Source organism: Alcaligenes sp. SDU_A2 (assembly GCF_038237375.1).
GTDB lineage: Bacteria > Pseudomonadota > Gammaproteobacteria > Burkholderiales > Burkholderiaceae_B > Alcaligenes.
In genome coordinates this window covers 2,838,145-2,857,737 of the sequence record NZ_CP151273.1, presented here as the reverse complement: position 1 = coordinate 2,857,737, position 19,593 = coordinate 2,838,145, and the positions used below count along the sequence as shown (strand labels likewise).

The following is a 19,593-nucleotide window of genomic DNA, read 5'->3' as shown; positions in this document are numbered from 1 at the left end:
CACCAGCCCTGCGATTTCATGTTTCTCGAATGGTGGAAACACCGAATCGTCGAGCGCCGCCCTTTACTGGAGCGGCCCGAGCTATGGCTGCACATGCACATCAACATATCGATGCGCCGACAGGAGCTGGAAGACGACACATAACCCGCCTCTGAGCGGGTTTTCTTTTTTCTGGGCTGCCCGAGGGGCGGCTTTTTTTATGGCTGGCGAGGCTGGCCGAAACCTTCCCAAGGGGAAAACCACATGTTCGAAGATCTCGATCTGGCCGGGCTGGGCCTGGACCTGCCCGAGGATAAGGTCGCCGCTCTCAAGGAGGCGTTGGCCGCAAAAGGGCAGGAGGCCATCGACAAGGCCGTCTCGGGCCTGAAAACCAAGAACCAGGAACTGCTGGGCTCGGTCAAGACCGCCAAGGGCGAGCTGGACCAATTCAAGGCCCAATTCGACGGCCTGGATCTCGATTTAGTCAAAGGCCTGCTGAGCAAGGCCGACCAGGACGAGGAAACCCGCCTGATTGCCGAGGGCAAGCTGGACGAGGTGGTCTCTCGCCGCACCGAGCGTCTGCGCGCCGACCAGGATAAGAAGCTGCAGGCCGAAAAGGAGCGTGCCGACAAGGCTGAGGCATTCGCAGCACGGTTCAAGGACAAGGTCCTGGCCGATTCCATTCGTGAAGCGTCGGCCAAGGCCGGGGCGCTGCCCGAGGCAGCCGAAGACATGATTCTGCGCGCGCGCAGCGTGTTCCAGCTCAGCGAAGACGGCCAGGCCGTCGCGATGGCCGACGGCGAGATTGTCTATGGCAAGGACGGCAAAACGCCGCTGTCCCCACTCGAATGGGCCGAGGGCCTGCGCGAGTCGGCACCGCATCTGTGGCCGCGAGCTCAGGGCGCGGGTGCCGTTGGCGACAAAGGCGGCAAGGGCGGTAAAAAGCGCAGCGAAATGTCGCCTGCGGAGATTGCTGCTTACGTCAAAGATCACGGCCGCGAGGCCTACCTGAAACTACCCAAATAAGGAGCGCATTCAATGCCTGCTACCGTCAATAGCGACCTGATCATCTACAACGATCTGGCGCAAACCGCCTACCTGGAACGCCTCCAGGAAGTGTTGGCCATTTTCAATCAATCCTCGGGCGGCGCGCTGGTGCTGCAGAACGAGAACATCGAGGGCGATCTGCGCAAGCGCGCCTTCTACAAGATCGGCGGATCGCTGGAACACCGAGACGTTAATTCCGCTGCAAATGCAGTGGGCAAGAAGATTGGTGCCGGTGAAATGATTGGGGTCAAGACGCCGTGGAAATATGGCCCCTACGAAACCACTGAAGAAGCCTTCAAACGCCGCGCGCGCAGCCCCGAAGAGTTTTCGATGCTCTTGGGCCAGGATATGGCCGACGCCGCCCTGGATTACTACATCGAAGTAGCCTTCGCATCCCTGGCTGCTGCCATCGGTTCCAACGCCAACATGGTCGCCAAGGCCGCGTTTGCGACCGATCACAAGAAGGTCCTGACCAAGGGTATGCGCAAGTTCGGCGACCGCTTCAACCGTATCGCTCTGTTCGGCATGGATTCCGCCACGTATTTCGACCTGGTGGATGATGCGATCGATCAGAAGATTTATGAAGAAGCCGGCATCGTGATCTATGGCGGTACGCCCGGCACCATGGGCAAGCCCGTGCTGGTCTCGGACAAAGTGCCGGGTAACAGCATCTTTGGCCTGCAGGCGGGTGCGGTCACCTTGACCGAATCGCAGGTGCCTGGTGTGCGTTCGTATCCGATCAACACCCAGGAAAATCTGGCGCTGGGTTACCGCGCAGAAGGTACGTTCAACGTCGATTTGCTGGGCTACTCCTGGAAAGAAGCGTCCGGCGTGAATCCGAACCTGGCCGCCCTGGGCGCTGGTGCCAACTGGGGCAAGTACGCCACCAGCGACAAGGCAACCGCCGGCGTGCTGATCGATCTGACGCCTGATCCTGGCCCTTAAGCCAGTGCGGGGCTTCGGCCCCGCTTTCAAGGAGCAATCATGAAAATTCTGTACACGACCCAGGCGACAATTCCTGTGCCCGAAGGCGCGTTCGTGGCCGTGCGCAATCCGATTTATTTCCGAGGCCCCGAGAACGGTGCCGAGGAAGTGGCCATCATGGGGCACTTTCCCGAGATCGTTGCGGCGTACAAGGCGCTTGATGTCCCTGTTCACGTTGTCCCCGATGGTGAGCGCGACGAAGTCGACGTCGATCCGGCACAAATGGGGCTGCCGGCCCTGCGCAAGTATCTGAAGGGATTGGGCATTGATTTCGACCCCAAGGCCACCAAGGACGAACTGCTGGCCCTGGCGCTCGTCTCGGAATAGTCATGGAATACGTGACTGTTTCAGAGGTGGACGAGCTGATGGGGCGGTCATGGGCTGCCGAGGACAAAAAGGCGCGGGCGGTGTTGTTGGCCAATGCCTGGATGGGTGAGCAGGGTCTGCCCAGCCTGGCCCCCATGCCACAGCAATGGAAGCAGGCCGGTGCCGAGGTTGCTGTGGAAGCGGCAGCCGACCGGCTTTACCGCGCGACCGAGGTAGGTGTGACCAGCAAGTCTGTGAAGGCCGACACGGTCGAATCCAGCAAAACCTTTGCAGCGAACTACCAGCAATTGACGGCGGGTGAGCGACTCGCCTTGGCGCTGCTCAAGCCATGGCTGGGGCGTGGCGGTGTCATTTTTCTGAAAAGGACGTAAATGTGTATGGCCAAGGGAAATAAGGTGCCCAAAGTCTCATTTAGTCAGGCCTACCCACTACAAGACTATTACTCGGACGGCGAGGGCAACGAGTATTCAGTGGCTCGTCTCCTGGACGACGCAGGTGATTTGCCTGTTTTTGATTGCCCGCTGGCTGCCCTGGACCTGTCTGGGGAGATTTGGCAAGGCAGCAATATGCATTCGTTGGCGTGGCATGTGAAGAAGGTCATGAGCGCCGATCTGGACTCCCCGATTTTGCTGGATTGGAATGGCCGAATAGCAGATGGGCGGCACAGGGTCATCAAGGCATTGGCCCAAGGCAAGCGAACAATCAAAGCGAAACGCATGCCGTGGAAGCCGGAGCCGTGTCGTAAAGGACGGGATTGATATGGGGCTGCGTGACGAGTTGATGGCCGATATTGCCGAGGCCTTCGATACAGATCTGGCAGATGCGGTGACCGAGTTCAAAGGCCGGCGCATCGAGCGCGGGCTTGCCTACGACCCGGTGAATGAGGTCTGGCCAGAAGTTGAGATCATCTACTCCGGCCGGGGCGTCATCGGGGGCTACAAGCTGGAACTGATCGATGGCATCCGGATACTGGCCACGGACTCCAAGCTGACTGCGCTGCAAGGCGATGTGGACGGTACACCCAAGGTAGGCGACAAGATCAACGGCATGGAAGTGCTGAATGTCGGTCAGGATCCAGTCGGTGCCACCTGGACCTTGCAGCTACGGAGGGTTTGAAATGGCTACTGGTTGGAGTAAACCACCCACGGCTTTTATCAAGGTGGTGGAGCAGGATCTCGGACAGAAGCGGCATCAAGTTGCTGTGGAAACCCTGGCTGCAGTGGTCGCTGGTTCGCCTGTGGACTCCGGCGCTTACCGCGCAAATCACCGCGTCAGTATCGACGGGGTGGATCTCGGCTATGACCTGGAGAAAATCGACCCATCGGGAGCCGAGACGCTTCAAACTGGCAGTGAGGTCATTGGGTCTGCCGCCAGTCCATATTGCGAAACCGTCATCCAGAACAATATCCCCTACGGCGAGGCGCTGGAGGACGGCCATTCTGGTCAGGCGCCCGCCGGGGTTTACGGCGTGGCTTTCGCCGCTGTCGTGGAGAAACACACCAAATGACCTTTGAACAGATCCGGCGAGCTATCACTGCGCGGATGGCTGTCTTTCCTGGTGTCGACCAGGAGCGCATTGACTATCCCAACGCTCTGACGGCATTTACGCCGCCCGAGTCGGGGCTGTGGTGTCGCCTAAGTATCCAGCATGGGCAAGCCTTCATGGCAGGCATGGCCGACCGACCACATAGCCGCAAGCCCGGCATTATCACCATTCAGTGTTTCGACCGCATCGGCGCTGGGCTGGGTACGCTTAATCGCTTGGCGGATTCTTTGGAGGAGCACTTCTCCTATTGGTCCCAGGGCGATTTGGAGTGCTTGGAGGCCAGTCAGGTGGACGTCGGTACCGGGGATTCCGTGGGCCGGCCACAGGGCCTGGGTTTCTATCAGATCAACGTCAATATCCGGTTTAGGGCTGGATAGTCAGTATCAATCTATCTATTGCCGGCTGCGAGCCGGTTTCTTGTTTTCTTGGCAGCCTTAATTCGGTAGATACCGAGCCCGAGAGGGTGGAAGAGCTTTGAAAAGTCCGGGGCTGCCCATTGCGGGCGGCCCTTTTCTTTTCTGGGATCTAAAAATGACTCAATTTGAACCTCTTGTTTCTGTTGTCAGTGGCGAGCCGCTGGCGTCCAGTCTTGTGATTGCGCGAGGCATGAAGGCCCGGCACAAGAACATGCTGGAACTGATCCGCAAGCATGCAGCCTCTCTTGAGCAATTTGGGCCACTTGCGTTTGAAACGCGGGTGGCGAAACGCCCGCAGGGTGGCGGTTCGCCAACTGAATACGCCATGCTTAATGAGCAGCAAGCCGCGTTGCTGATTTCCCTCATGCGCAACAGTGACGAGGTGGTGGCCTTCAAGGTTCGGCTTATCCGTGAGTTCTACCGCATGCGAGACGCACTAAACCAGCGAACGCAGAACCTTTACCAGCAGCTCCAGGCCTTGGTGGCAGAAGAGGTTTCGACGCAAGTCCGAGCCTCTTTCGGCTCCCGGTTGATGCTGGAGCGAAAACGCGCCATCCCAGAGCTGCAAAAGCGGCGCGAACGGCTGGAGCATGAAATCCAGCCATCTCTAACCCTGAACTGACCCGGCCTAGAGCCGGTTTTTTTACGCCATCAATAGGAGCACGCCATGTCGAGCGGAGCCAAAGTAACAACCCACATCGTCAAGGAGGTCACGCCCGGCGTCACGCCCAGCTCTGGCTGGCAGACTCTGCGCGTTACCGGGAACACCTTGACCCCTACGCCCAACACTGAGGAATCCGAAGAAATCACGGACTCGCGAATCGGACAGGGTTCCATCACCACCAGCGTAGACATTGCCGGTGACATCGCGGGCGAGCTGTCTTACGGTACGTTCGACGATCTGCTGGCCGCCGCGTTCTACGGTGCTTGGACGGTCAATAAACTGACCGTGGGCGAAACGCGCACCACATTCAGCGTGGCTAAGGGCTACCGCGACGTCGGTGTCTATGCCTTGTTCAAGGGCGCACATGTCAGCTCTATGGCATTGGAAGTGCCGGAAGAGGGCAAAGCCACAGTGACGTTCTCGATGTCTTGCCTGGACTATGAGGATAAGGAAACGCCATTTGCGACCACACCGGCAGCGCCCACGGATACGCCGTTCATGTCTTCGATCAGCGTAGGCGACGTGAAAGCCAATGGCGTCTCGCTGGCTGGGCAAGCCTGCGTTTCTGGCCTCACGCTGAACATTGACAACAACCTGCAGACGCAGCGCTGCTTCGGTGCCGAGCGCCTGGGACCGGGGGCCCTGATTGAAACGACGGCAGCCATTACCGGTACCGTCAATCTGGCTTGGTCCAAGAAGGCGTGGGAGCTTTGGAAGAATCAGTTCACACGCACGCCGATTGCCATTGCTTTTCCAGTCACCGATAGCTTGGGCAACAAGTACGAGATCTCGCTACCCGCAGTGGAAATCGACGGCGAGCTGCCCAGTGGCGGCAAATCCGACATTCTGCAGATCCAGCTGAACTACACGGTAGCCAAGCAGGCCCCTACCATCACGCGTACACCAGTTGCGACGCCAGAACCTTAAGGAGCATTCATGGCTTTGAGAATTAACCGGCAAGAGCCTGCCGCCACGAACGAGCGCTGGGAGGACTACGACGAAGACGTCTCCTTCAAGCTCGCTGGCCTGGACATCGAGGCCTACCAGATCGCTCTGGAGCGCGCTCGTCGCCTGATCGCGCGGGAAGACGCAGGCCAGAGGCTGGCAGCTATCAATGTGTCTGGCAACGATGTCCGCGAGCATGATGTGCAGTGCCAGCTGCTGGGTCGTTACATCATCAAGGACTGGAAGGGTGAGATCCTGGACGATGCCGGCGATGTAGTCCCTTACTCACCAGAGGTTGCCGCCAAGCTCCTGTGCAGCAACACGGACCTCTTCGTCTGGGTGATTGCAACTGCGGCCCAGGTAGCAGCGGGCGCTCAGAAGGAGGTTCAGGAAACCGTGGAAAAGCCGTCGCCCGGTACCAGTGGGAAAAAGAGTGGGCCGGGCAAAGCCAAAAGCGCAAGCTGATCTATTCGGCCCTGGGCGCTGAGGTACCCGATGAGCCGCCTACCGACCCTATCACCGATCACATCATCAGCGTTTACTGCGCGGTTGATCGGTGCCGGGGTGTGGCGGTCGGGATGGCTGGAGCTGTGCCGCTGCCTCTGACCACAGCAAACATCACTGCTGTGGTGGAGGCATATGGGACGCCACTATCCAGGAGAGAGTTGGATGCGGCAGTGTTTGCTATTGATCGTTTAGAGCGGGAGTGACCGCGAAGGAGTGGAGATGTTTGGTGGGTGTGCGCTCGGGGCCGCTTCTTTGGGCTGTGACCCATGTATACGCACAGTCAGACCGCAACGCGGCTGTATCGAGAGTCACTGGAATTATTCTCTCTATGGGTGACGCCTACCTGTTGTATCAGTGCGGGTAAAGGAAGATGGCCAGTGTCATATGCTAAAACAGTGGCCGTATCTTTGACGGGCCTGGAGCGGTGGCGAATGTGGGATAAGGCGAATTAAGGAGGTGGAGAGGTGAAGTCGCCGATCAACTCAATGCTCAATTCAGCACCCTTGCTGTTTTTTCATTAATGCTGTATGTTTATCCAGTTTTAAATTGCTTTCCCTCGGGTTACTGTTTGTTTCAACAGGGGGAGGGGTAGATGGCATTAGCACGCAAGCCGGTAACGGTACACTATCGACGTTATGTCCGGGAGAGCGGGTCTCCTACGCTTGAGCAGATGGTTCATAGTGCGATGAACGCGCACAACGCGAGCGTGGAGGCAAGGGTTAGGGATCGATATACGCTCAGAATCCAAGAGGTGGAGGCCGACAATTTCCTAGCCAATATCTTTGTTGATAGTAGCGCCGAAGGTCATGATCTTGCGTTTGGAGACGTTGTTCACTTCACCAAGGGGCATATGCAGGCGGTGCTCCAGATGTCGGACCAAACGCTGTCCCAGCTTGCTGTTGCGCAAATGGCAGCTCCAGAGCGAAGCGAGTACGTGCACTCGCAGATGTTCTGGATGGTGAAAGGTGATCATGTGTTTGTGATCCAGAGCACCTCGTTGCAGACTGAGGCGTTAGAAAAGTATCTTGCATGGCTGCTCTCCAAATACGTCGCTAATTGGATTGGAAATGTAACGCTCGCTGCAAAATTTGATTCCGCTGTTGTTGGCGGGGATCTGGGTGATATAAAAGAGATAGTCATTGGTGGGGCGCTGAGTGGCCCTCAGGCTCCGACCGATGAAGCGAGCTCTTCAAATGTTGCTGATCCACCGCAGATTCGCGAGGTAACAACAACAGACGATCTTATGTCGCGTGTCAGCTCAGGACAAGAGATGGTACGTGGCGTGCTAGAGGCGTTGCTAAATCATGACTCTGCCGCGGCTGATAGAGTTCTTGAGTCTGTCCCGGCTGATGCTGAGTTGCACGTGCAGGTTCATATTGGTTATAAAACTCGCCGGCGCAAGGTTGATCGGGCCCCGCTGAGGAATCTGGAAGTTGGTCTGCGACATATTCCTGATAGTCAACTCAGTGTTTTCTCTAAGGGATCGAAGACCTCGCCAGATGGAAGCGTAAGGTTGCATCACAACGCCTCCATTAGGCTTATTAAGTCGCAAAACGGAGATTCGGAAATTGTTGGGTCGTTGCTTGACCCGCACGATGTCCTTCGTGCCATGTGCCAAGCATATGCTGTCATGATGGCGGACGGGAAGATCGCTGACTAGGTACTTATCGTGAAATACTTGCATCTGTTCATAGTTCTGTCTATCAGCGTAGCATCTGGCTACCTGGTAGATCTGAGCGTATGGCTCGGAATGCGAGATGGCCTAATTGCATTTTTGGGGCTGATTTCTGCAGCTCTTCTACAACTAATTCCTGTCACTACAAACTTTCTTTCTGGTGACGATTTGACTCCTGACGAAGCCGATCGACTGTCACGAGCTTTGCAGCGACAACAAAGTTTCTGGGTTGGTATGCTGGCAGTGAATGTCCTAACGGTTGTTGCCTTGGTACTTGGAACGCTTTTGAAAAACGCGCTTGTGTTTCAGTTTCCGCGTGTTGGCACGATCGATTTCTCTTTTGTTTTCAGTGGATTGATTAGTGGCCTGCTGGGTTTTGTGTTGATTCGGCTAATCTCTGTACTCGGAGGTGTGTTGAGTCTTCAGAGGTTGCGAACAGCATTGGTGATGGCGGCGGCAAAACGCAGGGCCGCTCAGAAAGCGGAAGAGATACAGAAAAAGATGTCGCCGCCGGCAGACATAGTTCCGACAACTTATGGGCAAATTATTCCTCCTCCGCACTAAAAGCGACCTCCGGGTCGCTTTTTTTTCGCCCGCCTAGCGCGGGCTTTCGTCGTTGGCTATGATCTCTGCATCGACTTTGTGGAGGTGGGGATGAGGCTACGTGTACTGGGTTTGATCATTTCTAGCTGGGTGGCTGGCTGCGCGCTGCCAACGCATGACATGGCCGACAATCGATTTGCGGAGCTTACGCCCGAACTTGTGAGCGAAGGTTTGGTGGGGGCATGGACAGGTTCGAACGGCCCATACCTGCTGACGCTGCGCATAGGGCAGGACGGGACGGGGCTTTTTTGTTCTTCATGGGGGGAGCGGAATACCCTGGGCCGCATTAAGTTCGTCCAGGATCGCCTTTACTTTCAAGATGGCACGAAAATGCGTTTAAGCCGCGAAGGGGAAGGGCTTGTTGGAAACTACGATTACCTAGGCGCCAATACAGTTCGATTCAAAATGGACTCACAGCTTAAGGAGGCATCGCCATACTGCGTAGACAGCCTTTCCTAATTTAAAAATTAAAACTTCATGAACCTCGCTGATGGCGGGGTTTTTTTTCGTCTGGAGAATTTGAATGGCGCAAGAATCTCGCCTGGCTATCACCATTGACAGCCGATCCGCTGAGCAGAAAGCCAAGGAGCTGGAGCAGGCGCTCGGCGCGATGGAGGCTGCCGGCATCCGCGTCGTTGGATCTTCTCGTCGCGTCAGTGGTGGATTGGTGGGGGTCGGTGGCGTAGCGCGCACAACCGCAGCGAGCGTTGATGGTCTGAATAAAGAGCTGGCAAAGACCGAGCAACAGGCGGCCACCTCGGCAGCCACGATAAATCGTGTTTTGAAGTCAGCGCTGCTTGGCTTTTCGACCATGCGGTTGATTGATATGGCCGACGAGTGGGGGCAGTACGCAAGCCGCATGCGTATGGCCACCGAGAGCCAGGACGAGTACAACCACGCCCAGTCTCGGATGGCGCAATCGGCGCAAACTACATTTCGGGCGATCAACGAGACACGAGAGGCATTCATCCAGCTTTCCCCAGTACTGCGGGAGATGGGGCTTAGTCTGGATCAAAGTATTGATGCTGTTGATGCGTTTTCTGGGCTGTTGGTAGTAAACGGTGCCAACGCGGAGCGCGGGGCTGCAGCGATGGAGGCTTTGGGTAAGTCTTTCCAGCGCGGTCGTGTCGATGCTGATGCCTGGATGACGATTTACAGCACTGCCGATACTATTGTGCAGCATCTTGCTGACAGTACAGGGAAAGCGGCGGAGGAGATTCGTCAGCTGGGGGTGGAGGGGAAGATCTCCGCCGAAATGATGGCCAAGGCGTTGCTGTCTGCTTATGCGCCTGTGATGAAGCAGGTTGAGGGCATGCCTACTACGGTGCGGGATGCTCTCACGAACTTGAATACTGCCTTTGGCGAATATATTGGTAAGGCGAACGAGTCGTCACAGGTTACGGCGACGCTGGCATCAGGGATCGGCATTATTTCGAAGAATTTTGCCGCTCTTGCGGATGTGCTTGGATACGTCGCTGCTGGCACGATTACTTTGTATGTATCTCGGACGCTTGGGGCGGCGTCGGCTAGCGTACAAGCTGCCGCTGCTAGTTATACAAAAGGGCGTGCCGCACTAGCGGAAGCGAAAGCTGAGGCACAAGCCACTGCTGCCACTCTGGCTAGCACGCAGGCGAACCTTGGATTAAAAGCGACGCATATACAGCTAGCAGCGGCAAAGGTTGCGGAAGAGGCCGCCACGAAGCGCCTGGCTGCGGCGCAGGCTGCAAGTGTTGGTGCGGGTAGGGCGCTGCTTGGGGTGTTGGGCGGACCTGTGGGGCTTGGTGTTACAGCGGCGCTTGCCGCTGGCTCATTCTTGCTGTTTAGTAGCAACGCAAATGCCGCAGAGAAAAGCGCAGATGACTTTCGGGGCTCTGTTGACTTGCTCACTGCATCACTTGATAAGATGGGCGCGTCTGCCCTGGGGAATGCCAAGCTAAAGATCGAGGACGAGCTGATTAGTCTGGGCCAGACGATAGCCGTTACGAAGATCAAGCTGGAAAGCCTGGGCTCGCAGATGAATGCGATCCCAGACAAGAACTCGCCCCTGTACAAGCAGATGTATCGCCAAATGATGGACCTGGCACAGTCTTATGAAGAAACTAGGGGGCGGGCTGATGGGTTACGTGCGCAGTTGGAAAAAATTGCAGGGTTGCTGAGTGCGCCTATCAGTGTTGGCGGCGACCAAACGTCACAGGCTTTTGCGAAGTTCGAATCTCAAATAGATCGCCAGATCGCGCTCATTGGCAAATCTGGTGCAGCAGTTCAGCTTCGTTATGATCTGGAGAAGGGCCTGCTTGGGGAAATGAGCGATGCAGAGCAGAAGCGTGCCCGTGAGAAGATTGACACCCTGGAGGCCAGCGAACGAGCAGAAGAGGCCCGGCGAAAAGCTGCGGGCGCTGGCATAAAGCAGGAAAAAGAAACCGTCCGTCTGATTAAGGCGCTGCAAGACCAAGTAGCGGTGTTGGGCATGGCGGATACTGAGATGCAACGCTATCAACTGCGGATGGCAGGTGCCACCGAAAGCCAACTCAAAGCAGCAGATGCTCTACTGGCAACGAAAGATGCCTTCGAGAAAGCCAAGGAAGCACAGGACGCCTACAAATCCTTGATACTGGATCTACGGACGGAGGAAGAGCGAACCACGGATCTGCTCAAGGAGCGCGTTCGTGTGCTGCGCGAGGCCGGCTTGTCAGCGGACCAGTACGCCAGTGCAATGCAGCGCGTGATCAAGGGTGGAATCTCGGTTGCGCCAAAGTTTGATGGTATTGATGCGAGTGTGGGCGGCGCTTCTGGCGAGCTTGTGCGGGTCGCCCAGGCACGGTCAGAGCTGGATAAATGGCGCGCCGAAGAGATGCAGAGGCACCAGCAGTACCTGAACCAGAAACTGATCAGTGAGCAGGAGCACGCTGATGCGGTTCTTGAAATCAGCCGGCGCTACAACGAACAGCAGTCCAATCTTTCTGACGCCTGGAAATCTGCCTCTCTTGCAAGCTTTGCCTCGGTCACGGGGGATGCTGCGGAGATGCTGCGAACCCTCGGGCATGAAGGGTCGGTGGTGTATAAGGCAATGTTTCTGGCAAGCAAAGCAGCAAGCATTGCCCAGGCGATCATAAATACCGAGATAGCCGCCACGCGGGCTCTTGCAGAGCTTGGGCCAATTGCTGGCCCGCCGATGGCTGCGACAATGCGAGGCCTTGGTTATGCCTCGGTCGGCATGATCGCCGCGACTGCGCTTACCGGCATGGCCCACAGCGGCATTGACCAGATCCCGCGCGAGGGTACCTGGTTGCTGGACAAGGGCGAACGCGTGCTAAGCCCGCGTCAGAACAGTGACCTGACCTCCTATCTCAAGAAAGCCAACACAGTACCCGCTGGTGCTGAGGGCAGCGGCCAGCCGATCCATATCAACGTCGAAGTCAATATTGCCAATGACGGCTCTACTCAGACCCAGGTGGGCGGGGCTGGCGCACAGCAGGGCCGCCAACTGGCTGAGATGGTTGCAGGGATGGTTCAGCAGGGCTTGGCGCGAGAAATGCGCCAGGGCGGCCTGTTGTGGAATCAACGAAATGGGTACTTACGATGATGGAAACATTTACCTGGGCCCCGGAGCAGACGAACGCGACCGAGGATGTCCAGTTTCGGGTGCTGTCTGCCAAGTTTGGCGAGGGCTACGAGCAGAGCGCGGGCGACGGGATCAATAACCGCGATTCGAGTTGGGCCTTGACGTTTTTCGGGCGTCAGGACCGGATCGACACTATCAAGGGCTTTCTGGATGCTCATGGTGGCTGGCGCTCTTTCTTGTGGGTACCACCGGGGCAGGCAGCAGCTATCGTCGTCAAGTGCAAGGCGTACTCCCGGCCGCACGGGGGCGGCCAAGCATGGAGGTTGTCGGCAACATTTGAACAAGGGTTTCGGCCATGAGCATTGAATCTGACATTCAGCGGCTGGAACCGGGTGACATTGTTCAGGTTTTTGAGCTGGACGCCGAAGAAATTGGTGCGGGTACGCTGCGCTTTCACGGCTACCCGCAGGACCAGCCTATCTGGTGGCAAGGCAAACGCTACGAGCCGTGGGCCATTGAAGCGACGGGATTCCAGCGGGTAGGCGAGGGTCGGCAGCCCGCGCCGACTGTACGCGTGGGCAATATCGGCCTGGATGCACAGGGGCAGCGCATCCCTGGCGTGATTTCCGCGATGTGCCGCATGTACGGCGATATGGCCGGCGCGCGGTTTATCCGACGCCGAACGCTGGCGAAGTACTTGGATGCGGCAAATTTCAGTGGCGGCAATCCGACGGCGGACCCGGCGCAGGCTTTCCCGGATGAGGTCTGGCTGATTGAGCAGCGAACCTCCAGCGACGCAGAGGTCGTGGAGTTTGAGCTGTCCAGTCCGCTTGATTTTCAGGGTCAGCAGTTGCCGGCGCGCCAGATCACAACGCAGTGCGCCTGGACCCGAATAGGCGGATACCGAGGGCCGTACTGCGGCTACACAGGGTCTGCAATGTTCGATAAGAATGACAACCCGGTTAGCGACCCAGCCCTGGACCGTTGTCCTGGGTTTGTGCGTAGCTGTCAGCTCCGCTTTGCTGCCCAGCAGGGCTGTACGCCGACGGAGGCGGAAATTAACTTTGGCGGCGAACCGGCCGCTGACCGACTCCGATGAAATTGTTTTGATTTTAGGAATTCGATACTATCGCAGCTCTTCTAGGAGTTTTCATGAAAAAAGCTGCTGAAATGCTAATTGAGGGCATTTGGTCAAAGATTGATTTGAATTTAACGTACAGAACGCCTTCTGGAAGCCGTGAGTTCCTCGTGCTCGACAAAACAGATAGTTTGTTAAAGGTGTTGGCTGGAGGTACCGAGGTTAGAGTTGCACGAGAGTCTTTTGTCGATGCAGTTCAGTATCTTCTACGCAATGGCCATGTTGAGGACAATAGGTGTGAGATCCGTTCGGCCAACGCAGACTCAGATTCAGGGCCATTGTGCTTGGCAGCAAAGCGCGCAAATTCGGGGGTGCGATGTATTACGTATATTCTTCCGATGCTTGCTGGGGCAGGTGTTGTGGAGATTGATGCAACTAGACCTTCATCAACTTGGGTTTTATAAGTTAGAGCTGAGAATCTAAGCCGCCTTCGGGCGGTTTTTTTTATGGGTGATGTATGCAGAAAAAAACCATTGAGGCGATCAAAGCGCATGCCCTGGCCGAGTACCCGCGTGAGGCTGTCGGCTTTGTGGTGGCCACCGGCCGGCGCGAGGCGTACATGCCCGGGGTGAACGTCGCAGCCAAGCCAGAAGACTATTTTGAGACCCGGCCGCAGGACTGGGCAGCCGCCGAGCAGCTGGGCGACATCATCGCGTTCGTGCATTCGCACCCGAACATGCCGGCCACGCCCAGCCAGGCGGACCGGGTCGCGTGCGAAGCCATGGCCGAGCATGTGAAACCGCTGGAGTGGCTGATTGTGTCTGTCATGCCCGGCGAGGTCGCGCCGCAGGTGGCCAGTATCGAGTCGTTCTGTCCGGAGGGCTACCAGGCGCCGCTGATTGGCCGCCAGTTTTATCACGGCGTGCTGGACTGCTACACGCTGGTGCAAGACTACTACCGACGCGAGCGCGGTATCGAGCTGCCAGGCTTTGAGCGGGAAGACGGCTGGTGGGAAGGCGAGCAGGAGCTGTACTTGGAAAACTTCGAGAAAGCGGGTTTTGTCGAGGTGGACGACGGGCCGCGCGCGGGCGATGTGATCCTCATGCAGTTGCGCAGCGATCGCGTGAATCATGCCGCCGTGTTTCTCGGTAATGTGCCGCTGACCGAGGCCCCCAATGTTCACCCGGTGCCGGACGCCATGTTGCACCACGCCTACGGCTACCTGTCCGAACGCATTCCGTACGGCGGGTACTGGGCTCAGATCACCCGCAAAATCATTCGACACAAGGAGTTGATGTGATAGTTGCCACCGATATCGATGACGAGCTGCGCACCGTGCGCCTGTACGGCAAGCTGGGTGCTCGCTTCGGGCGCGTGCACCGCCTGGCCGTGAACTCGGTGGCCGAGGCCATTCGCGCGCTGTGCGTGCTGTTTCCTGGGTTTGAGCGGGAAATGATGACCTCGGGCGACCGGGGCGTGTCATACGCGTGCTTCTTGGCCCAGACCAACATCAATGAAGAAGCCCTGCAGGCACCCGCTGGCGGGGACGAGATCCGGATTGCGCCGGTGATTCGCGGTGCCAAGCGTGGCGGGCTGTTTCAGACGGTGCTGGGTGTGGCGCTAATGGCTGTGGCCTGGTGGAATCCGATGGGATGGGGGGCAATGGCGACAGGCTTGATGGCGGCAGGTGCCGGCATGGCAATCGGCGGGGTGTTCCAGATGATGGCCCCCACACAGCAGGGCCTGGGCACGGCCGACCGGCCCGAGAACGGCGCTTCCTACAACTTCAACGGTCCCGTGAACACGACCGCCCAGGGCAATCCGGTGCCGCTGGGCTATGGCAGGAAAATCGTCGGCTCTGCGGTGGTATCGGCAGGGATTTACTCAGAGGATCAGATGTAATGCGGCTTCTCGATTACAACATTGCGGCACCTGAGGGTGCCGTTTCTGTTTCTGGCGGCTACAGCATCCAGGGCTATAAGGGCGGCGGGAAAGGCGGTGGCGGATCGACACGTACGCCGACCGAGGACCAGGACAACCTGCATAGCATTGCGTACGCATCTGTGATTGATCTGGTCAGTGCAGGGCCGATACACGGATTTGTTGATCAGTGGTACCCGTTGCGCTCGGTCTATTTAGACAATACACCGATTCAGAACGAAGACGGCAGCCTGAATTTTCAGGATGTGCAGCTGGAGTTTCGCGCTGGCACGCAGGACCAGCGCTACATCCCTGGGTTTCCGGCTGTGGAGTCGTCCAGCGCCGTCAATGTTGAGCTACGCTCGGATCAGCCGTTTACGCGTGCTATCCAGAACGTGTACATTTCTGGTGTGCGCGTGGGCCTGTCCGTGCGCGGCCTGAAGCGCCAATCGACCGAGACCGGTGGCATCACCGGCTACCGCGTCGAGTACGTGATCGAGCTGTCCACCGACGGATCGGCCTGGGCCGAGGTGCTGCGCGCCGCATTTGATGGCAAAACCACCCAGCAGTACTCCCGCTCGCACCGGATCGACCTGCCGCGCGCGAACACCGGCTGGTCCGTGCGCGTGCGCCGGATCACGCCCAACAGCAGCAACTCCACCATCAGCGATGTGACCTATGTGGACTCTATCACCGAGGTGACGGACGCCAAGCTGCGCCGGCCGATGTCGGCGTGCGTCGGGATTCGGGTCAATGCCAAGCAGTTCCAGTCGATCCCGACGCGCGCGTATCATCTGTACCTGCGCGTGGTGCGCGTGCCCAGCAATTACGACGCCTGGACGCGCTCGTATGTGGGCACCTGGGACGGCACGTTCAAAATGTCCTGGACGGATAACCCGGCCTGGGTGTTTTACGATCTGGCCACGAATGCCTGCGACGGCCTGGGCCGCTTGCTGCCCGCCGGTTGGGTGGACCGCTGGGCGCTGTATCAGATTGCCCGATATTGCGACGAATTGGTGCCGGACGGCAAAGGTGGCACGGAGCCGCGTTTCTCCTGCAATGTATATCTGCAGGACAAGGCCGAGGCCTGGAAAGTCTTGCAGGATCTGGCGTCTGTGTTCCGCGGCTTGGCCTATTACGCCCACGGCTCGGTGCTGGCTGTGGCCGACATGCCGCGCGATGCCGTGTATACCTACTCGAACGCGAACGTGGCGGGCGGCAAGTTCAACTATGCCGGCTCAGGCCTGAAAACCCGCTACACCGTGGCTCTGGTGTCCTGGAACGATGAAACGGACATGGGCCGTGCCAAGGTGGAAGTGGTCGAGGACCCGGAGGGTATCGCCCGCTACGGTGTGCGTCAGGTCGAGCTGACGGCGTTCGGCTGCACTTCCCAGGGCCAAGCCCAGCGTCTGGGGCGCAGTGCGCTGTTTACGTCGCGCATGGAAACCGAGAGCGTGACGTTTGCCGTCGGTTTGTCGGGCACGCTCGCCCTGCCTGGGCAGGTGATCGAGGTGGCGGATGCTCATCTGGCAGGTCGTCGGATCGGCGGGCTGATTAAATCAGCCACCGTCAAGGCCGTGACGCTGGATGCGCCCGCGCGCGTGTCGGCCGGCGACCGCCTGACCGTGGTGCTGCCCAGTGGCGTATCGCAGAGCCGACTGGTATCAACCGTGCAGGGGCCGAATGGGCTGGCCGAAACTCTCTTTGTGGACCCGCCATTTAGTCAAACCCCGCAGGCAGAGTCGGCTTGGTCGATCAGTTCGCCTGATCTGGCGACGCAGAAGTATCGTGTTTTGACTGTTAGCGAGGGCAATGGGCTACAGCACACCATCACAGCGCTGCAGTACGTAGACGGCAAACATGCGGCTATTGACTACGAAACCCGAGTTGAGACGCCACCCATTAGCGTGGTGCCGCCTCCGGTACAGAATCTGCCAGCCAATGTGGTGATCACCTCGTACCACGTTCTGGCGCAAGGACAGGCCCGGCACAATGCGGTCATTTCGTGGGATGCGGCCGCCAATGCCGTCTCCTACGAGGTCCAGTGGCGTCGGGATAACTCGGAGTGGGTGAGCGTGCCGCGCACCGGTTCGACCAGCGTGGAGGTGCCTAATATCTACGCCGGCGGCTACGTTGCGCGCGTGCGTGCTATCAACGTGCTGGATGTGTCCAGCCTGTGGGCCACGTCCAGCCTGACGCAGCTGGATGGCCGTGTGGGGGCACCACAGCCGGTCACGCATTTAATTACGGAATCCATCCCCTGGGGCGTGGTGGTACGTTGGGGGTTCCCGTTCGGCCCCAATATTGTTGAACGCACGGAAATCCGCTACAGCCGCTCACCGGAGTTTGCGGATTCGCGGCCGGCGGGCGGCTTCGCGTACCCCACGGACTCGTTTGAGCAAACGGGCCTAGCCATCAACACCGAGCACTATTTCTGGGCGCGGCTGGTGGACAAGAACGGCACCTGGGGTCCGTGGTATCCGGCTGAGTCCGAACCCGGTGTGCGCGGCACGCCATCGCAGGTGGCCAGCGAGTACAACGACCTGATCACGCAGGAAATTGTCGCCGGCGGGCTGGGCGAGCTGATCATGGGCGACATCCGCGACATACCGAACATTCGGGACTCATTGAATGCCACAGGATGGGACCTTGAAACCGACTATCTCGCCGAGACAGTGGTGTTCGTGGACGGTTACATGTTTCGCGCAAAGCAAGACGTTCCAGCCGGTACGCCCATTACTGATACGTTGTGTTGGGAGCCTATCGGGAAATACGCAGACGGTCTGGATGCGTACGCCGGAGTCCTGGAGGAAACCACGGCACGCATAGATGAGGTGGAGGGAGCAGCGGCGACAAAATTCCTGGTCTTGAACGCAGAGGTGAAAAACATCATCGCAGGCGAGAGCGCAGATTTAGAAAACGCGCTCAATGCATACGAGACTCGCGCCGCGCTTTCTCAGTTTCAGAATGTGCAGGCAGATCAAAATCGCGCGCTGGCCGAGTCGGTTACGACGCTAACAGCGAGTATCGGTCAGGACTCGGCGGCCGTCGAGGAGGTGATGCGTGCGCTCGTCGAGTTGGATGGCAAAATCTCTGCATCCTGGGGCATCAAATTCAAGACCAACGTCAACGGCGTGCAGTACGTGGCCGGGGTCGGCCTGGATCTGACGAACGAGTCCGGCGTGATGCAGTCCACGTTCGCCGTTCTCGCTGAAAGATTTGCAGTGATGCACGCGGTTAACGGCAGCCCTGCGGCCGTGTTCTCAGTGCAGAACGGGGCCAGCATTCTGAATGTTGCTCTGATTGGCTACGCATCCATTACGTCAGCAAAAATACTGTCGCTCGATGCACGGAAAATCGAAACACAGTATTTAGCGGCCGTATTGGCCGACCTTGATACTGCATATATCAAGTCCGCGCACATTCAGACTGCGCAGATTCAGCGTGCGCATATCGTAAACGCCTCGGTCGACACTTTGAAAATTGCCGGAAATTCGGTATCTGTGACTGCATATGCAACGGCGGGCGCGGGAGAACTGGCGGCGGGCAGTACGTTCCGATCTGTTGCCGCAGGGCTTGCGCTGCCGCATGGCGCTGATGTTGTCGTTACGGCAACGATCGAGGGATTGACGAATACTCAGCCTGGCACACTCGCAGATACAGGACATGAGCTCGTGTACGACACGGGCGGCTACGATGTCGCTGCGTTTAGAACAGTGAGTGATTTTGATAACTCGATGACAGCGCCCGGGGTAGTTGTTTTCCGAGGATGGGTGCCCGCTGGCTGGCAGCAGTTTTCGATCCGACAGCGGTCTCCGATTATTAGCTCAATAGCAGGGAAATGGGTGGGCGCTGCCGCAATCCGTATCGAAGCGTTTATGAGGTAGGCATGGAAAACACTGTTTCATTGTTTCGGGACGGCAGGTTTGTGCAAACGCTGCAGGGGTCGCCGTTGTTCGTTATTGAGCCGTTTCTGGCGCGCTGGGGTGGCGGCCACGCGCCGGGCGCACTGGACGACTCCTGGTGGTTTTACGGTGGCCAGGCCCGGAAACGTCAGGCCTGCCCGGCACTGGTTGACGGTCTGACACTGCGCGGTGTTAGGCCCGGCAGCACGATCACGATTGATGGCCAGCAGTACGAATGCGCGGAGGGCGGGGATGTGGAGCTGTCGTTTCAATACCCCGGCACGTATGAAATCACGGTCACGCGTTGGCCGTATCTGGATGGGAGGTATACAGTTGAAAATCCACCATCAACCCAATAACCACGCCGAGCGCCGACGCAGGGAATATCCCGACATTGGCGATCAGCTCGATGCTGTATTCAAGCTGGCCATGCAT

General features: G+C 58.0%; 23 protein-coding genes. All 23 read left to right on the top strand.

The window, feature by feature from the left end:
• Positions 1 to 18: 18 nt before the first annotated feature.
• Positions 19 to 144, top strand: a complete 126-nt coding sequence (locus tag AADW57_RS13200; protein WP_268378279.1) for a hypothetical protein — start codon at positions 19 to 21, stop codon at positions 142 to 144.
• 99 nt (positions 145 to 243) lie between these two features.
• Entirely contained in the window at positions 244 to 1,005 is a 762-nt protein-coding gene (locus AADW57_RS13195) for a hypothetical protein (RefSeq protein ID WP_341667355.1), read from the top strand.
• A gap of 12 nt (positions 1,006 to 1,017) precedes the next feature.
• Positions 1,018 to 1,971: a major capsid protein gene (locus tag AADW57_RS13190; protein ID WP_341667354.1), complete on the top strand. Its 954-nt coding sequence runs from the start codon at positions 1,018 to 1,020 to the stop codon at positions 1,969 to 1,971.
• A gap of 39 nt (positions 1,972 to 2,010) precedes the next feature.
• Positions 2,011 to 2,337, top strand: a complete 327-nt coding sequence (locus AADW57_RS13185) for an Ish1 domain-containing protein (RefSeq protein ID WP_341667353.1) — start codon at positions 2,011 to 2,013, stop codon at positions 2,335 to 2,337.
• A 2-nt stretch (positions 2,338 to 2,339) separates the two neighbouring features.
• Positions 2,340 to 2,708: a hypothetical protein gene (locus AADW57_RS13180; protein WP_341667352.1), complete on the top strand. Its 369-nt coding sequence runs from the start codon at positions 2,340 to 2,342 to the stop codon at positions 2,706 to 2,708.
• A gap of 6 nt (positions 2,709 to 2,714) precedes the next feature.
• Positions 2,715 to 3,095, top strand: coding sequence for a hypothetical protein (locus AADW57_RS13175; RefSeq protein WP_341667351.1), 381 nt, complete (start codon positions 2,715 to 2,717; stop codon positions 3,093 to 3,095).
• Between the two features lies 1 nt (position 3,096).
• Entirely contained in the window at positions 3,097 to 3,453 is a 357-nt protein-coding gene (locus AADW57_RS13170; RefSeq protein WP_341667350.1) for a hypothetical protein, read from the top strand.
• Position 3,454: 1 nt separating this feature from the next.
• A complete protein-coding gene (locus AADW57_RS13165) occupies positions 3,455 to 3,844 on the top strand; it encodes a hypothetical protein (RefSeq protein ID WP_341667349.1) in 390 nt (129 codons plus the stop codon).
• The gene (locus AADW57_RS13160; RefSeq protein ID WP_341667348.1) at positions 3,841 to 4,260 is read left to right on the top strand and encodes a phage tail terminator-like protein; all 420 of its coding nucleotides are present in this window, start codon (positions 3,841 to 3,843) and stop codon (positions 4,258 to 4,260) included. The genes AADW57_RS13165 and AADW57_RS13160 overlap by 4 nt, the downstream gene beginning before the upstream one ends.
• A 154-nt stretch (positions 4,261 to 4,414) precedes the next feature.
• Positions 4,415 to 4,921, top strand: a complete 507-nt coding sequence (locus tag AADW57_RS13155) for a Rha family transcriptional regulator (RefSeq protein ID WP_341667347.1) — start codon at positions 4,415 to 4,417, stop codon at positions 4,919 to 4,921.
• Positions 4,922 to 4,966: 45 nt separating this feature from the next.
• Positions 4,967 to 5,890, top strand: coding sequence for a phage tail tube protein (locus AADW57_RS13150; RefSeq protein ID WP_341667346.1), 924 nt, complete (start codon positions 4,967 to 4,969; stop codon positions 5,888 to 5,890).
• A 9-nt stretch (positions 5,891 to 5,899) separates the two neighbouring features.
• Positions 5,900 to 6,373: a hypothetical protein gene (locus AADW57_RS13145; protein WP_341667345.1), complete on the top strand. Its 474-nt coding sequence runs from the start codon at positions 5,900 to 5,902 to the stop codon at positions 6,371 to 6,373.
• A 634-nt stretch (positions 6,374 to 7,007) separates the two neighbouring features.
• On the top strand, positions 7,008 to 8,075 hold the full coding sequence (locus AADW57_RS13140; protein ID WP_341667344.1) for a hypothetical protein: 1,068 nt from the start codon (positions 7,008 to 7,010) through the stop codon (positions 8,073 to 8,075).
• Between the two features lie 9 nt (positions 8,076 to 8,084).
• Complete coding sequence (locus AADW57_RS13135) at positions 8,085 to 8,654, top strand: hypothetical protein (RefSeq protein WP_341667343.1); 570 nt, start codon at positions 8,085 to 8,087, stop codon at positions 8,652 to 8,654.
• A gap of 90 nt (positions 8,655 to 8,744) precedes the next feature.
• Complete coding sequence (locus AADW57_RS13130; RefSeq protein WP_341667342.1) at positions 8,745 to 9,152, top strand: J517_1871 family lipoprotein; 408 nt, start codon at positions 8,745 to 8,747, stop codon at positions 9,150 to 9,152.
• Positions 9,153 to 9,216: 64 nt separating this feature from the next.
• Positions 9,217 to 12,276: a tape measure protein gene (locus AADW57_RS13125; RefSeq protein ID WP_341667341.1), complete on the top strand. Its 3,060-nt coding sequence runs from the start codon at positions 9,217 to 9,219 to the stop codon at positions 12,274 to 12,276.
• Positions 12,273 to 12,614: a phage tail protein gene (locus AADW57_RS13120; protein WP_341667340.1), complete on the top strand. Its 342-nt coding sequence runs from the start codon at positions 12,273 to 12,275 to the stop codon at positions 12,612 to 12,614. Before AADW57_RS13125 ends, AADW57_RS13120 begins: the two co-directional genes overlap by 4 nt.
• Positions 12,611 to 13,354: a phage minor tail protein L gene (locus AADW57_RS13115; RefSeq protein WP_341667339.1), complete on the top strand. Its 744-nt coding sequence runs from the start codon at positions 12,611 to 12,613 to the stop codon at positions 13,352 to 13,354. Before AADW57_RS13120 ends, AADW57_RS13115 begins: the two co-directional genes overlap by 4 nt.
• A gap of 53 nt (positions 13,355 to 13,407) precedes the next feature.
• Positions 13,408 to 13,797, top strand: a complete 390-nt coding sequence (locus tag AADW57_RS13110) for a hypothetical protein (protein ID WP_341667338.1) — start codon at positions 13,408 to 13,410, stop codon at positions 13,795 to 13,797.
• A gap of 53 nt (positions 13,798 to 13,850) precedes the next feature.
• Positions 13,851 to 14,633 (top strand): C40 family peptidase, encoded by a 783-nt coding sequence (locus AADW57_RS13105; RefSeq protein ID WP_341667337.1) that lies wholly within the window; start codon positions 13,851 to 13,853, stop codon positions 14,631 to 14,633.
• Positions 14,630 to 15,235: a tail assembly protein gene (locus AADW57_RS13100; RefSeq protein ID WP_341667336.1), complete on the top strand. Its 606-nt coding sequence runs from the start codon at positions 14,630 to 14,632 to the stop codon at positions 15,233 to 15,235. Before AADW57_RS13105 ends, AADW57_RS13100 begins: the two co-directional genes overlap by 4 nt.
• A complete protein-coding gene (locus tag AADW57_RS13095) occupies positions 15,235 to 19,140 on the top strand; it encodes a phage tail protein (RefSeq protein WP_341667335.1) in 3,906 nt (1,301 codons plus the stop codon). The genes AADW57_RS13100 and AADW57_RS13095 overlap by 1 nt, the downstream gene beginning before the upstream one ends.
• Positions 19,141 to 19,142: 2 nt before the next feature.
• Entirely contained in the window at positions 19,143 to 19,517 is a 375-nt protein-coding gene (locus AADW57_RS13090) for a hypothetical protein (RefSeq protein ID WP_341667334.1), read from the top strand.
• Positions 19,518 to 19,593 lie beyond the last annotated feature (76 nt).